Source organism: Kitasatospora sp. NBC_01300 (assembly GCF_041435235.1).
GTDB lineage: Bacteria > Actinomycetota > Actinomycetes > Streptomycetales > Streptomycetaceae > Kitasatospora.
On sequence record NZ_CP108408.1, the window covers coordinates 3,671,458 to 3,685,548 of the forward strand.

Annotated in this window: 13 protein-coding genes; all 13 read right to left on the reverse strand. The window is 72.3% G+C overall.

Translation table 11 applies throughout. The features are described 5' to 3' along the window. Window positions 1–42: 42 nt before the first annotated feature. The 13 genes from OG556_RS16250 to OG556_RS16310 all read right to left on the reverse strand — a co-directional run bounded on the left by OG556_RS16250 (window position 43) and on the right by OG556_RS16310 (window position 13,984). A complete protein-coding gene (locus OG556_RS16250; protein ID WP_371517660.1) occupies window positions 43–273 on the reverse strand; it encodes a hypothetical protein in 231 nt (76 codons plus the stop codon). Between the two features lie 146 nt (window positions 274–419). Continuing rightward, entirely contained in the window at window positions 420–1,694 is a 1,275-nt protein-coding gene (locus OG556_RS16255; RefSeq protein ID WP_371517661.1) for a hypothetical protein, read from the reverse strand. Between the two features lie 79 nt (window positions 1,695–1,773). Next, window positions 1,774–3,009: a recombinase RecT gene (locus OG556_RS16260; RefSeq protein ID WP_371517662.1), complete on the reverse strand. Its 1,236-nt coding sequence runs from the start codon at window positions 3,007–3,009 to the stop codon at window positions 1,774–1,776. A 456-nt stretch (window positions 3,010–3,465) separates the two neighbouring features. Further along, on the reverse strand, window positions 3,466–3,711 hold the full coding sequence (locus OG556_RS16265) for a hypothetical protein (protein ID WP_371517663.1): 246 nt from the start codon (window positions 3,709–3,711) through the stop codon (window positions 3,466–3,468). 28 nt (window positions 3,712–3,739) lie between these two features. Then, a complete protein-coding gene (locus tag OG556_RS16270) occupies window positions 3,740–3,958 on the reverse strand; it encodes a hypothetical protein (RefSeq protein WP_371517664.1) in 219 nt (72 codons plus the stop codon). A gap of 17 nt (window positions 3,959–3,975) precedes the next feature. Further along, a complete protein-coding gene (locus OG556_RS16275) occupies window positions 3,976–4,152 on the reverse strand; it encodes a hypothetical protein (RefSeq protein WP_371517665.1) in 177 nt (58 codons plus the stop codon). Next, window positions 4,149–4,838, reverse strand: coding sequence for a hypothetical protein (locus OG556_RS16280; RefSeq protein WP_371517666.1), 690 nt, complete (start codon window positions 4,836–4,838; stop codon window positions 4,149–4,151). The genes OG556_RS16275 and OG556_RS16280 overlap by 4 nt, the downstream gene beginning before the upstream one ends. Window positions 4,839–4,855: 17 nt before the next feature. Next, on the reverse strand, window positions 4,856–7,681 hold the full coding sequence (locus tag OG556_RS16285) for a hypothetical protein (RefSeq protein ID WP_371517667.1): 2,826 nt from the start codon (window positions 7,679–7,681) through the stop codon (window positions 4,856–4,858). A 12-nt stretch (window positions 7,682–7,693) separates the two neighbouring features. Further along, window positions 7,694–8,527 (reverse strand): hypothetical protein, encoded by an 834-nt coding sequence (locus tag OG556_RS16290; RefSeq protein ID WP_371517668.1) that lies wholly within the window; start codon window positions 8,525–8,527, stop codon window positions 7,694–7,696. Further along, window positions 8,527–12,321 (reverse strand): hypothetical protein, encoded by a 3,795-nt coding sequence (locus tag OG556_RS16295; RefSeq protein WP_371517669.1) that lies wholly within the window; start codon window positions 12,319–12,321, stop codon window positions 8,527–8,529. Before OG556_RS16295 ends, OG556_RS16290 begins: the two co-directional genes overlap by 1 nt. Further along, window positions 12,314–12,577: a hypothetical protein gene (locus OG556_RS16300; protein WP_371517670.1), complete on the reverse strand. Its 264-nt coding sequence runs from the start codon at window positions 12,575–12,577 to the stop codon at window positions 12,314–12,316. Before OG556_RS16300 ends, OG556_RS16295 begins: the two co-directional genes overlap by 8 nt. Window positions 12,578–12,582: 5 nt before the next feature. Then, window positions 12,583–13,176: a hypothetical protein gene (locus tag OG556_RS16305; protein WP_371517671.1), complete on the reverse strand. Its 594-nt coding sequence runs from the start codon at window positions 13,174–13,176 to the stop codon at window positions 12,583–12,585. Between the two features lie 238 nt (window positions 13,177–13,414). Continuing rightward, complete coding sequence (locus tag OG556_RS16310) at window positions 13,415–13,984, reverse strand: hypothetical protein (RefSeq protein WP_371517672.1); 570 nt, start codon at window positions 13,982–13,984, stop codon at window positions 13,415–13,417. Window positions 13,985–14,091 lie beyond the last annotated feature (107 nt).

The window sequence follows — 14,091 nt, forward strand, 5'->3', positions numbered from 1 at the left end:
CGTTAGGTCGCGTCGAGCAACTTCCGGTACTGGGGTGGGGGTTCAGTTCCCGGCCGGGCCAGCGAGAGGTCGGCGCGGGTACCGGGCGTGGATCGGGCCGATCCGGCTGAACGGGTCGCCGAACTCGGCGACGACCTGTTCGTAGATCGGTGTGCCGGCGTCCCCGGCGGGCCGCGCTGGCGTGAGGTGCGCGGCGGGCCGCAGAGCGGGCGACCGCTGGGTGAACCAGGGCGATCGAGGCGCGTCGGGCGCGGGGCCGTACGGGCTGGTCACGGTGTTCCTCTCAACTTACGTGCGATGGGCGGACGTTAGATCAGCCGACGGACAGCGGGGCCGTTTCGATGCCCGGGGTCGGCCTGGCCAGGCGCGGGCAAGGAGCGCCTGGCCAGGGAGAGTGATGCGCGCAGGATTTGGCGGCCTTACTGGCCGCCGCGCACCGGCGGGGCTCCGCGCTTGGCCGCGCGCACCCGGCGGACCTGGGTGTTGCCGGACGTGCGGGACCGCTTGGTCGGGTAGTCGAGCTCGTGCAGTGCCGGGCGCTCGTTGGGCGGGTTGTCCCAGAAGGCTTCGAGCTGCCGGACGCGTCCTTGATGGTCCGGTTCGGGGTCCTTGAGCCGTCCGGCGGTGCGCACGTACTCGTACTCGCCGTAGGTGTCGGGCTGCACCCCGTCGAGCAGCGCCTTGGCGATGTTCTGCGCCTTCTCGGCAGCGGACTTCGCGGCGCGGTGCCGGTCGTACTCGCCGAGGGCCCATTCGATGTCGGCTTTGTCGGTCACGAGGGTGTACGACTCCGGGGAACGGCCGACGGCCTCGGCGCGGAGCATGTTCCAGCAGTCGATGCGAGCCGGGCAGAAGCGTCGGCAGATCACGTCGGTGCTCGGCCCGGACCTGTCCCGGGGCAGCGCGGTACCCAGGTCCAGGGCCGTGGCGATCGCGGTCAACCGGCCGAGCGCCCGCCGGGCGGCCTGCTCGTCGAACGGGCGGGTGAACTCCTCGTCGCTGCCGCTCTTGCGCTCGAAGTAGATGATCCTCACCTCGGTCACCACCTCGCCAGCGAGGTACAGGGCGAGGGCGTACAGCTGCGTCTGGTCCCACTCCGTCTCGGGCGGGCCGTCGTCGCCGACCAGCGCCCACTTCCAGTCCCCAGCGGTCTTGTAGTCGTACAGGACGCCGGTGACCGGGTCGTACTCGTCGTAGCGGCTCGGCCGGTCCAGGCCGGGCAGGGTGACGGACTGCTCGTACAGCCGCCACGGGTAGAGGGCGCGCCGGCGTCGGGACACCGAGTCGTGGATCAGGGTTCCGGCCCGGGCTGCGCGCCGGTCTACAGGGGCCGGGACGTAGCCGGGTGGCGGGTTCTCCCGGTACCAGATCGCACGGCGGCAGGAGCTGGTGTCGGAGGCGCCGATCGACCACTGGCCCGGCTTCTTGGGGCGGCGGGAGCGTCGGCGGCGTCCGGTGCGCTCGGACGCCGCGAGGTCGTCGCCGAGCCGGGCATGGGCTGCCGCCTGGGCACGTTCCAGGAGCACGTCAGCGGGGTCACGGCCGTAGCGGGCGCAGCTGGTGGGCAGGTGGCCGCCGGAGCGCTTCTGTCCCCGGTGCGCGTGACGCGGCGCGCCGCAGCGGCACGGGAGCGGGCTGGGGCCGACGAGACGGGCGCGGGCTAGGTTGCGGGCTTGCTCGATGAGGGGCTGCATGAGGTGTCCGTGTGGGCAGGCCGCAGGGCCGCGCGGCCGGGGCGCCGCCCTGCGGGTGGGGTGGGCGGGGAGGAACGGGCTAGCCCTCGCGGGCGTCCTCTCTGCTCCACACGGTGGTGTCGGCGTCGAGCCGGATCAGCAGGCCGCCGGCCTCGACGTGCTCGGCCGCCTCGGGGTGGGATCCGAGCGCGGACAGAACGTAGGGGCGGAGCTCGGCGAGCAGGATGGTCAGCTGCGCCGCGTTCGCCTTGTTGAGGCCGATCCCGGTCGCCTTCCGCCACCGGTCGGTGATCTTGGTGACGGTGCTGCCCATCGCGGAGGCGTAGGCGCGCAGTTCCTGGCGCAGCTCATCTGCGGTGGGGGGTTCGTCAGCCGGTTCCGCCGAGGTCGTGTCCGGCTCTGCCTCGGGCGTGCCCTGTCCCGTAGCTCCATCGGCCGTCTCGGTGGTGGAGGCGCTGACCACCGTGCCGGGGACGACGACACCGGGCTGTTTCTGGGATCGGGCCTCGCGGCGGCGTGCTGCTCCTGCCTCGCGCTCCAGTTCGCGCTGAGCGGCGTCGGCTTGCTCCATCTCCGCGTGCTCGTAGATGTTCACGAGTTCGCGGGGGAAGGCGATGCGCCATGCCTGGGCTTCGGCCACCTTGCCGATCATGTGGGCGCCCATGGTCGGCCACTGCCCAGTCAGGATGCGCTTGCCGGTCTTGACTCCTCTGCCCGTGCGCGGGTCGTCCTGCCACTCGTCCTTGCCGACGGCGAACTCGGCGAAGACGGCGACGGCTTGGGTGACCGTCTCGTCCCCGGCGATGCTGCGGTGTTCGATGCGGCACATCGCGGCGGCGGGCGGGTTGTCGTGGAGCCACACGTCGACCCACCGTCGGCGGTTGATCCCGTCCTCTCCCACGATCCACCACTTCGGGTCGTCTTCGGGTCCGGTCCAGAACGGGCCGACGCGCCGGATGAACCGGCCAGTGCGCTGCCCGATGTGCCGGAACCCGTCGATGCCGGTCTGCGCGGTGTAGTACAGCTCGTCCTGCCCGAACACCTTGCGCTTGCGCTGGATGTAGTAGATCTCGCGGCGGAACGGGTCCAACGCGGTCGACTTGCAGATGTGGAAGAACGCGACGAGGTCGTGCGTCGGGGCCTGCGCGAGGCCGATGGCGGCGAGGGCGGCCCGCTGCGCCTTCGTCCAGAACCGCTGGTCGCCGGTGATCTCCAGGACTTGGTCGGCCTTCTCGATGGTCATCTCCGCGCGGTTGTCCGTCAGCGGGGTGACCTGTTCGGTCGCGGGGGGTGCTTGCTGAGCTGGTGCTGTCACCTCAGGGTGCCTTCCTTGTCTCCGTGGCGGCACCGGGGTTCGCAGGCCCCGGTGTGGCTGCCTGCCTCCACCCTCCCGCTGGCCCGGCCTGCGTGGGAACACCCACCACGGGGCCAAATCGGCTGCGGAGAAGGGAGATTAGGAAGTGTGGCCGCCGGGCCCGCGGGGTGCGAATCCCGCCCGGGTCCGCGTGCTCCCCTTGATAGGAGACAGCCCCGAAGGGCGTGTTGCCAGAGCACGCGGCCGGTTGGCCCGGCGGCCACATCATCACTCTAAGGCAGTGCCGGCCGCAGACACAGGTCCGGCGACCACGAGGATGTTCACGGTCGTCTCCCGGCGCTGGTGGGTGCGGAGCGGGGTGCGCTCAGAGCGGCCAGGTAGCGGCGAGCGCGATGCCGGCGGCGGCCAGGTAGCCGGTGGTGACCCGGTAGCGGGTCACCAGGCCGGCGTGCGCTGCTACTCGCGTGGCGGCGGCCGTTCGTCCCTTGACAGCGCGGCGGGCAGTCCCGCGAGGGTCAGCCCCGTGACGATCACGCTCGGGTCCATCGGCGGCGTCCACACCTCCCGCACGATCATTGCTGTTCCGATCAGGAACAGGATCAGGTCCCGGGTCGTCTTCCAGCCGGTGATCTCGTTCCATCTGGTCCTCCGTCGGTGTCGTCGGCCAGCGGGAGGCTGCTGGTCGTCCCGGTCCCGTTCCACAGTCGGGGACGGTAGGACGCGGCGGTGTCTACGGTCGCGTCGAGGCGCCGCGCAGTTCGGCGATGGTGGACTCGAGTTCGGCGATCCGCCGGTCCTTGTCGGCTTCGCGGGCGGCCCGCGCCGTGTTCTCCTCGCGGGCGAGTGCCAGCTCCGCTTGTGTCTGGCCCCATGCTTCGGCCATCTGGGTGCGCAGCCGGGCGATGTACTGCTCGGCGTCCACGCTGACAGGCTCGGTGGTCTGCGTCACGGTGGCGGGTCCTCCGTTCACTTCGTCACCTTGGCGGTGTCGTCGGCGGGCGATCGGGTGCATGCGCTGGCGGCCGCCTTCCGCAGGTCCTGAACGCCTGCCCTCAGCAGGGCAGCTTCGGCAAGGGTGAGCCGACGGCGGTCGGCGGTGCCGAGCAGGTGGTCAAGCTGGTCAGGGGTGGGGCGGTCGGTCATGCTGTCTCGTCTCCGCTGTCGCGCTGGTGCGCGTCGTCGCGTCGGGGCACGGCAGCGTCCCACATCGGCGTGGTGAAGGTCTCCAGGTGGCGGGGCGCGGCATCGGCGGGAGGCGAGGGTTGCGGCAGGGCGAGCTGCCGGCGGACCTGTTCCACGACTTCGACCTTGGCCGCCACGCCTTCGGGGGTGATGCCGTGGCTGCGTCGGATCACGTCGAGGGGGTCCGCTGCGGGCTGCGCTGCTGCCGCGCGGAGTTTGCCTGCGGCCGGGCCGGCCGTGACGGTGACGCGGGTCCGTTTGACGTGGGCGATCCGTTCGAGGTGGGCGGCGCGGGCGGTCGCCCGGTCGGGCGCGTTGTGCAGGGTGACGGGAGCGGTGTCCCCGACGGCCAGGCCGTGGATCGCCTGCGTGGCAGGGGCGGTGAGGCCCTTGGCGGCAGCCGGGTCGGTGTGCCGGTGCTCAATGGGGTCGGGAACGAACGGCTCGTGCAGGAGCATGTCGATGATCTGGTCGAGGCCGTCCGGGGTGCCGGGGTCGATGTCGTACTCGGCTGCGCGCCACTCCAGTGCGGAGGTCGGGAAGATCGTGATGTGGTGTCCGTCGGATCGCTGCTGGCGGACCTGCCAGCACTGCGTCGGCCCGATGGTGATCTGGTCGACGGCGAGGACTCGGTACTGCTCGGGCATGGGGTCTTCCCTCCCTGTCAGATGCGGAAGCACCAGAAGCCGACGGACCCGCTGTTGTTGGCGTTGACCCCAACGGTGAACCCGGTGCGGCTGCTGTCGGTCACGTGCCAGCCGAGGATCGCCTGCGTCCACCGGAAGCTGGCGATCGGCACCATGTCAGAGATCATCGTTGGCCCGTAGCTGAGCGACGCCCTGTTCCAGTTGTCCATCTGAACGGTGCCGGTGAACAATCCGCGATCCGGGTCGGCGTACCAGTAGTTCGGGAACGTGCCCCTGTACTGCAGGGCAGGGTTGTCGAGCCACAGTTCGCTGCTGGAGCCGTCGTCGTTGTACCGGCCGAGGTTGGCGCCCCACTGTCGGGCGCTCACGTAACCGTGAAGCTTGTCCTCTTCGAGGTAGACGAGGGCGGCGCCTTCGCTGGCGGTCATCCTGACCGCGCCACCCCACGGCTTCTGGGTGTCGGTGCGGATGGTCTCCAGGGCGGAGACGTAGTCGGTCAGGTAGAGCCTGTAGGCCGTCGACTGCCCGTTGTGCTGGAAGGTGCCGCTGTTCAGTCCGATGTACGCCGAGCCGTTGCTCCCGCCGACCGCGTTGATGAAGGCGTAGTTGTTGCCGTTGGTGGGGAAGAAGCGGATCTCCGGGAGGCCCCCGCCGGGGTTGATCTCGATCCGCTGCCCGGTCGTTCCGCTGGACAGGCCCCCGATGAGTTTCACCTCGCCGGTCGTCGCGGACACAGAGACGGTCCTCACGCCGGCGGCGTTCCAGGCTTCAATGCCGCCGGAGTTGATCTCGACCCTCGCGCCCGTGTCGGCGGTCTTGATGCGGGCGGACACTGTGAGGTCCGCGTTGAGCTTGCCCACGGTCAGCTTGCTGGCGGAGACGGTGCCGATGTTGGCGTCCTGGATGGTGGCGAGCGCGATCTTCGCGCCGACGATTGTGGCGTCCGCGAGTTGGAGCGTACCGATGATCTGGTCGGCGAGGTCGGACCTGATGACGACGGTCGGAGCGGCGGAGGCCTCGACGGATGGCCGCGAGGCGTTGCCCGCGCGGTCTCGGGCGACGAACCGCACGTAGTAGGTGGTGCCGTAGGACAGGCCGGTGATCGGGGCGGCCGCCGCTCCGGCGAGCCGGTCGACGATCGTCGCCGCGCTGGGGGTGAACCCGGCCGCGGTGGAGGCGTGGACCTCCAACTCGGCGAAGTCAGCGGGCATTTCCTCGCCCTGCGCGCCGCGGCCGTCCCACACGGCCCGCAGTGCGCCGATCAGCGAGGTGACCGTCGGCTTCGACGGCACCGGGGGCGGCGTGGTGTCGCTGGCGAGGATGATCTCCTCCGACAGCCGCCAGGTGGAGGAGTTCCCGGAGGCGTCCACCGTGCGCACCCGGGCCTGGACGCGCTGCCCGGCGGGAAGCTGGTCGTAGTGGGTGATGGTGCCGTTGACGGCCTGCTCCGGGGACCACTGCGGGTCCCGGCCTCCGGTCGCCAGGCCGGGTAGTAGGTAGGAGACATAGTAGTTGCCGGCGTCGTCGTACACGGTGCCGTCGGCGTTCTGCGTCACCTTGGGCCAGGACACCGCGAGCGCGGCATGCTGCTGCCCGTCCCGGTCCAGGTAGGCCCAGGAGCCGAGCAGCACCGCGTCCGGCTGCTTCGGGGCGACGGTGTCGTTGCGGTCACCCAGCGGCGGCAGCGGGGTGCGGGAGGCGGTCGCGGAGCCGTTGGTGAGGGCGTCCAGTTGCCGCTGCACCCGGATGCGCTGTTCCACGAACAGGTCGTTGAGCTCCAGGCTGCTAGTGGGCAGGCCGGCGTCGTCGTACGTGGTGGCGATGGTGCGCACCCGCAGCGGCTCCAGCGTGGTCGGGTCGGTGCGCCGCTGGTCGTAGCGGATGTAGTCCCCGGGCCGGTAGTCGATGCCGGGCCGATGCTGGGTCGCGGCCGGGTCCAGCTCGATCGTGAAGCCCTCGGAGGCAGCGCCCATGCCGCCGAGGGTGACGCGGGCCAGTTCGGCGAGGGTGGTGGTGTCGGTGATGCCGCCCCGGCCGTCGAAGGCCTCGCGGCGTCCGTAGCGGGCGGCCGCGGTCGGGTTGACGACTTCGGCGAGGTTTCCGGAGTCGCCGGAGGCCAGCAGGTGGGACCGCACCGAGCGACGTGAACGCTGCCGGGGGCCCTTGAGGACGTCCCGGCCCAGGTACAACACGATCCCGGGATGGTCGGTGGCGCACGCGGTGTCGGGCACGTAGGCGCGCAGCCGGTAGCCCTCCATCCGCACGTCGGCCCACCCGGCGCCGGTGATCGAGGTGACGGTCTTGAGCAGGTCGCCGCCAGCGTCGTACTGGACGGTGTACGTGGTGGGCCAGGGGCGGCCGGCGCTGTCGGCGGCCGAGGTGAAGTCCCACGTGATCTCGGGCAGGGCGCCGCGGGCCTGGGCGCGCTGCAGGAGGGTGGCGATGACGGCCCCGGGAGTGGCGTTGACGAACGGGAAGTGCGCGTCAAGGCCTTGCACGGCCTGACCGGGAGTGTGGCCGACCGGGTAGATCACGGCGCGGTCCAACAGGGCGAGGGCGCCCCGGCAGCCGACCTGCACCGGCCGGGCGTCTCCGCCTCCGTCTGCCGGGTCGTCGCCATCGTCCTCCAGCAGGTAGCGCTGCGGCTGCTCGACACCGTCGATGACCAGGGAGATGCGCGGGTCGTCACCGGCCAGCAGGGCTGCGCCGAGGGCGTTGCGCGGGTAGGTGAAGGTCAGCGCGCCGGCACCGTTGTGCTCGGCCTGCGTCTTGAGGTCGGCGGGGTAGGGCAGCAGCCCGAGCAGGGCGCCGCTCGGGCTGAAGACGCGCAGGTGCACGGCCACGGTGTTCTCCGGTCAGGTCAGGTAGGCGCGGCGGCCGGTGACGGCGAGCTGGGTGCTGACGCCGGTGTTGGTGCCGGCCAGCCGCACGCTCGGGGGGCTGCCTGGTCGGCCGGGAGCCAGGCGAAGGACCGCGGGCCCGGTGAGGGTCAGCCGCCCGGGGTCGGGGACGAGGCCGCCGCTGCCGGTCAGCTGCCAGGTGGCGGCGTCGACGGTGAGGGTCTGCCCGGCCGGGATCTGCCCGGTGTAGGTGAAGGAATCGCCGTCGCGGCCGGTGCCGTCAGTGGTGTCGGTGACGGTCGGGGCGGTGATCGGCCCGGTGATCAGGTAGGCGAGCTGTTCCATGGGCGCGGTGGCGTCAGCGAACGCGGTCAGTGCCAGGTCCTGAGGCGCGGCCGCGCCCGCGGTGCTGGCCTGGGTGCTGGTGTCGGCGGACACCCAGTACCCGGCGGGCACGGTGACCTCAAGGCTGATGCGCATGCCGCTCTGGCCCAGCGGCGTCGGGGTGAGCGCAGAAAGCACCTCGCCCTCGCAGCGCCGGACCTGGCCGGCGGCGGTGCGCCGCTCGAAGGTGAGCAGCCGGTGAGGGCGGGCGACCATGCGCAGCAGGTCCTCCCACGCCGCTTCGACCTCCTGCCAGCCACCAGACTGCGGGGCCAGCCACAGAGCGAGGGTGAACTTGCCGGGGCCGAAGTGCTTGGGCCGCCACAGCTCCCCGATGCGGTTGGGCACGGTGGCGTTCGCGCCGACGACGGCCGGGGTGGCGGTCAGCCCGGCGCGGTACTCGACGTCGCGCACCAGGCCGTCGGTGAGGTCGTAGCCGTCCACCAGCCAGCGTTCGCGGGCCATCAGGCGCTCTCCTTGTCGAACAGGCCGAAGCTCGCGAGGGCCCGCAGCCGGTTGTTGACGGTCTCGCCCGGCGTCTCGGGCAGCGGGTTGGTGATGTACTGCACGATCGCGCCGGGCGAGATGACGGTGCCGATGCGCTCGCCCTGGCCGCCGTCGGCGATCTGGCCGCGGGCGGCGTTGATCGCGCTGACGGCCGTGCTGCCGCCGAGGCCGCGCACGGCCTGCGGGGTCAGGACGCCTTCGCCGGGGCTAAGCCGGGCCAGGGCGCTGTCCTGGCCGGGCGCATAACCGGGCACCACTCCCCCGCCGGAGTAGCCGCGCACGAACGCCAGCACGCCGTCCACGGCCCGGTTGACCATGCCGCGTAGCACTCCGCCCCACGCGGTGTCGGGCATCCAGTTGAACCAGGACCGCACCGGGTTGAGGGCCTTGCCGAGGGCGCCGGCGGCCCACCCGCGCAGTTGGTCGACCGCGCCGTCCACGAGCCCGCCGAGGGAGAAGCCCTGCACGGGCGCGCCGGCGTCAGCGAGGCGGCCGGCGCGGGCGGCGTCGTTGAGGGCGGTGATGCCGCCTTCTCCGCCGAGCTGGCGCACGGCCTGCGGCACGAGCACGCCTTCCCCGGGGGAGAGCATGGCGGGGACGGTGTCGCGCCCGGGCGCGTAGCCGGGCACGACGCCGCCTCGGGCAAACCCGACGGTGAAGCTGGGCAGTTTGCCGAGGCCGAAGCTGTCCGCGATCCAGTTCCAGGCCTTCCGGATCCCGCCGTCGTACACGGTGTTGACGAGGAAGCGGATGGGCGGGGCGAAGATCCCGGACAGCTTGCCCCAGGACCAGGTCGCGAAGGAGACCATGCTGTCGAGGGCGTAGCGCACGCCGTCGGCGAGCCCGCTGAACGCGCCGTTGACGGCGTTACGGAACCAGTCGACCTTCTGGTAGGCCGTCACGAGCCCGAGGACGACGGCGGCGACGGCCGCCACGATCAGCATGATCGGGTTGGCGGACAGCAGGGTCAGGGCGCCGCGCACAGCACCGATCGCGTTGGCGACGAACATGATGCCGCCCGCGACGCCAGCTATCGTCAGCAGCGCCGAGACGAAGGCGCCCATGCCGGGGATCGACAGCAGCACCTGCACGGCCGAAGCGACGGCCTGGATGACGAACAGGAACCCGGACAGGGTGTTGCCGAGGCCGCCGAGCTGAGCGGCGATGCCGGCGATCGAGGTGAGCAGCCCAACCAGCTGGCCCCACAGCTCGCCGTTGCCCAGCGATCCGGCCAACTCGGCTACTGCTGGCAGGACGTCGGTGCGCAGCCGGGCGATGAGCGGCGCGAGTGTCGGGTTGTTGGTGAAGTTGAACCAGGCAACGCCGAGGGCTGCGACCAGCCGACCGACCTCCTGGAGGACGGGGACGGTGTTGGCGAAGTACCCGGCGAGCTTGGCCTGCGTCTCCCCTTCGCCCGTGAGCGTGCGGAAGGACGTCGCGGCGGCCGACAGCGAGTTGAGGAGCTGCTGCCCGGCGGGGGCGGCGGCGCGCCCGATGTTCAGGACACCGAGGCCGATGTCCCGCAGGATGCCCCACAGCTGCGCCCCGGTGTCCCCCGCGCGCTGGAAGAACCCTTCGAGCTGGCCGCCGTCGCGGCGGGCCTGGATGAACGCGGCCGCCAGGGCCATCCCGCGCTCGGTACCGCGGGCCAGCCGCTCCAGCAGCGGCGCCGCGGCGACCGTGATGTTGCGCAGGCCGTCGGCCGCGCTCAGACCGGCGTTCGCCAGCGAGCCGATCACCCTGGTGTTGGTCGAGGCGACCTGGGCCAGGTCCGCGCGCCACGGCCCGGACGTGGCCATCTCCGCGCCGCGCTCGGCGGCCTGGCCGAGTACCTTCCCGGTCTCGCCGATCGCCCCGTTGAAGATCGGCAGCAGGGTCAGGCCCCGGCTGATTGCCTTCTCCAGCGGCGGCAGCAGCGCCTCCTGCGCGGTGTTCCGCAGCCCGCGCAGTGCCGGCTGCACCGTGCCGGAGATGAAGCGTGCGAAGCGCTGCCCGGCGGGGGAGAGCGCGTCGAGCGCCTGCTCGGCGGCGCTGGCGGCCCCGGCGGCGGAGTTCAGCGCCTGGGACTGATCCCGCACCGCCCGGGCGACGTCCCGCTGCGCGTCCGCTACTTGCTCGGCGGAACGTTTCTGCTGGCGCTGCGCTTCACGGACGGACTTGTCGAGGTCGTTGTGCGCGTCCTGGACCTCGCGTACCGCCTGGACACGGGCACGGGCGGCCTGCTGCTCGGCGTCCTGGACGCCCCGGACCGCGTCCTGCTCGGCCTCCTGGGCGCGGGCGAGCTGCTCCTTCGCGGAGGCGACCTGGTCACTGCCCTCGACGCCCTGCTGGTTGGCCTTCTTGACGTCCTCGGCGAGCCGCCGGTTGCGGGTGCGGACGTCATCGAGCTGGTTGACCGCCTCCTGGTAGGAGATCTGCGCTTCGCGCCGGTCCGTCTCCGACGAGAACGGGGAGACGTTGACCTGGTTGAGCCGACTGCGAGCCTGCTCCAGGGAGAGCAGCGCTTTCTGCTCCTCCAGCGGCCCGCGGGCCGCGTCCCGGTTCAGGTCCTCCAGGGTCCGGGCGGCCTGCTGCCGGGCGTCGTTGAGCGCCTGCTGCGCCTGCGCGGCGGCCTGGTGCGCGCGGGTGACCGTGAGCTCCGCCGCCGCCAGCTGCCGGTCGGCGGTGGCGACCTGCGCCGCCGCCTGCTCCTGGACGTCGGCCAGCCGGCGCCGGGACTGCGCGACCTGCTCGGCGCCGCGAAGCGCCTGCTCGTCGCTGTCGCGCTGCGCGGAGCCGAGGCGGCGCTGCGCGTCCGCCACCCGGTCGGCGGCGGCCTGCCGGGCCTGCGCGGAGGCGGACGACGCCCCGGCGGACTGCTTGTCCGCCTGGCCGAGCGCCTTGACGGCGGCGCCGATGCCGGAGAACGCGGCCAACAAGGTTCCCGCGCCCTGAACGGCGGCGCCCGCCGCCCCGGGAAGGGCGCCGAGCAGCCCGACCGCGGGCGCGGCGGCCGCGCCCATCGCGAACAGCCCGGCGGCGACCTGGGTGAGGGCCTGGCCGAGGGCGAGCGCCCCGGAGGCCATCGCGGGCAGGCGGGCCAGACCGGCGACGGTGGAGCCGAAGCCTTCAGCGGCTTGGAGCAGCCCCCCGCCCCCGCCCTCGCCGCCGGCGGAGCCGTGAGCGTTGAGCGGGACGTCGACCGGCCGGGACGCGAGCGCGCGGAACTCCGCGAGGCGGGTGGTCGCGGCGGCGGTGTCGACGTCGACCCGGACGCGCACCGACAGGCCGGCCAGCGCCTCCTTGACCCGAGCTCGCAGCCCGGCCGTCTCGACGTCGAGGTCGACCTTGACGGTGGCGGCGGCGGCCTCGACGGCGGACCGGACACGCTGCCGCAGGTTGCCGGTGTCCAGGCCGACACCGACGCGCACGTACGCGGCACCGGCGGTCGCCGCCCGCACCTTCTCCGCCAGACCGGACGTGTCGGCATCGACCGCGACCTTGATGCGGGCACTGACGGCCCGCGTGGCCGCCTTGACGCGCTGGCGCAGCCCGGCGGTGTCGATGTCGACCGTGACCTTGATGCGGGCGTGGGTGGCCTGCGCAGCGGCTTCGACGCGCTCACGCAGACCGGAAGCGTCCGGGTCCAGCCGGATCTTGGCCCGCAGGTTGCGCACGGCCGCGTCGACACGGGCCTTCGCGTCCGTCGCGAACCCCGACGAGTCGGCGACGACCTCGACGACGAGGCGACCGGAGTCGATCTCCTCAGCCACGGCCGACCGCCTTCCCGCTGCGGCGCAGCACGGCGACCGCACGGGCCATGCCCTGCTCGTCGCGCTCGCGCGCGCGGCCAGCGCTCAGGTAGGCCGGGCGCGGCAGTTCGACCGGTCGGCGCAGGCGGTGCTCTGCCGCCAGCACCGACACCAGCTCGACCAGCTGCGCCAGCAGCTCCTGTGTCAGGCCCCAACGATCCGCGCCGACCTCCGCCTCGTCCCGGCGCAGCAGGGCCTCAGCAGGCAGTCCCCGCATCAGGGTCAGGAGGCGTCGGGTGCCGACGAATTGAGGGTCGCCGGGCCGTCGCCAGACACCTCGGACATCGAGCTGGTAGTACCGCTGGAAGTCGGCCTCGAGGTCGTCCCAGCGCTCGAAGGCGTCTCGGACGGCCCGATAAGTTCCCCCAGGCCGCCACCGCCCGCCAGGTACTTGGTCCAGGCGTAGCGCACCAGCTCCAGGATGTCGGAGTGGCTGGGGCGCTGGGCCATCAGCCGGGCGAAGCCGTCCTCGCCCAGCAGTCGGCGGCCCATCTCGGCGGCGGCCGCGATCAGGTCGGACGGCAGGCTCGGCTCCGAGCCGAGCACGTCCACAATCAGGCTGGCGGCCTGCGTCTGCTGCTCACCCTGCGCCTGGGCGGCCTCCACCAGCGAACGCAGCAGCAGCGGCAGGTACGGGATGCCGATCAGCGGCTGCCACACCTCCAGCGGCAGCTCCGCCGGAAGGACGGCCACCTCGGTGCCGCCGAGGATGACCGGCTCCTCCCCGACGGTGTATTCGGCCTGCGCGGCGCCCGCCCTCTCGGCGGCGGCGGTCAGCCGGCGCCGGCGGGCGGCGTCCAGGTCGATCCCGGCCATGTCGGCTCCTCGGTCTGTCGGCAACGGAACGCCGCAGACCGTAGGAGCCGCAGGGGGCTAGCGTCGCCCCGAGGAGCGCCAGCCCCCGTACTGCACAAGGCGATGCCCCGGCCAGGGGGGTAGCCGGGGCATCGCTGGGTCGGGCCGCCCCAGGGGGGAGGGCCGCCCGACGTGATCCACAGTAGGCGCAGGGGCCACCTATGGGCACAGGCCCAATGTTGCTACTTCCAGAGGAAGTTCACGGTGCCGCCGGGGCGAATCCGGGGTCGTCGGTCAGGTCGTACCACGGGTCGCCGACGGCCCCGCCGATCACCTTCAGCTCCAGCGGCAGCGTCGACTCGGAGTCGTTGGGGAACTTCTGGTTCACCGACGCGACCTGCTCGCACAGCGGCACGATCCGGCGGTAGTGCTTCGAGCCGTCGATCAGCTCCACCGCCGCCTCGAACTGCTTGCGACCGCCCACCTTGGGCGGGCTGTACCGGTAGAACGTCTTGCCGCTCTGGGTGGTGGAGGTGACCTCACCACCGCCGTACACCGCGACGATGTTGCGAGCGTTCCACTCCTGAAGCTCGACCTTGACCGTCGCCGCGTCCTCGGTCTGAATCGTCCGAGCCGCGTACCGCAACTGGTGACTCTTGATGTCCTCGAACTTGGGGTCGGTGTTCCACTCCAACGAACTCGGCTTGAACAGCCCGACCTCCGTCCACCCGGTCGGCATCACCGCCACCGGGTCCGTGGGCGCGATCGTACCCGGCGGCGCCAGGTACAGCCGGGCCATCTGGGCAACGAACAGGCTCTCCGTGGGCACGGTCGATCCTCCTCAAGGGACGCGCCAGGGACGTGTCGGACCGTAGGCCCCGCCGGGCGGTAGCGTCGCGCCGTCCCCGCCCCTCACCGCGCATGAGGCTGTCGCGC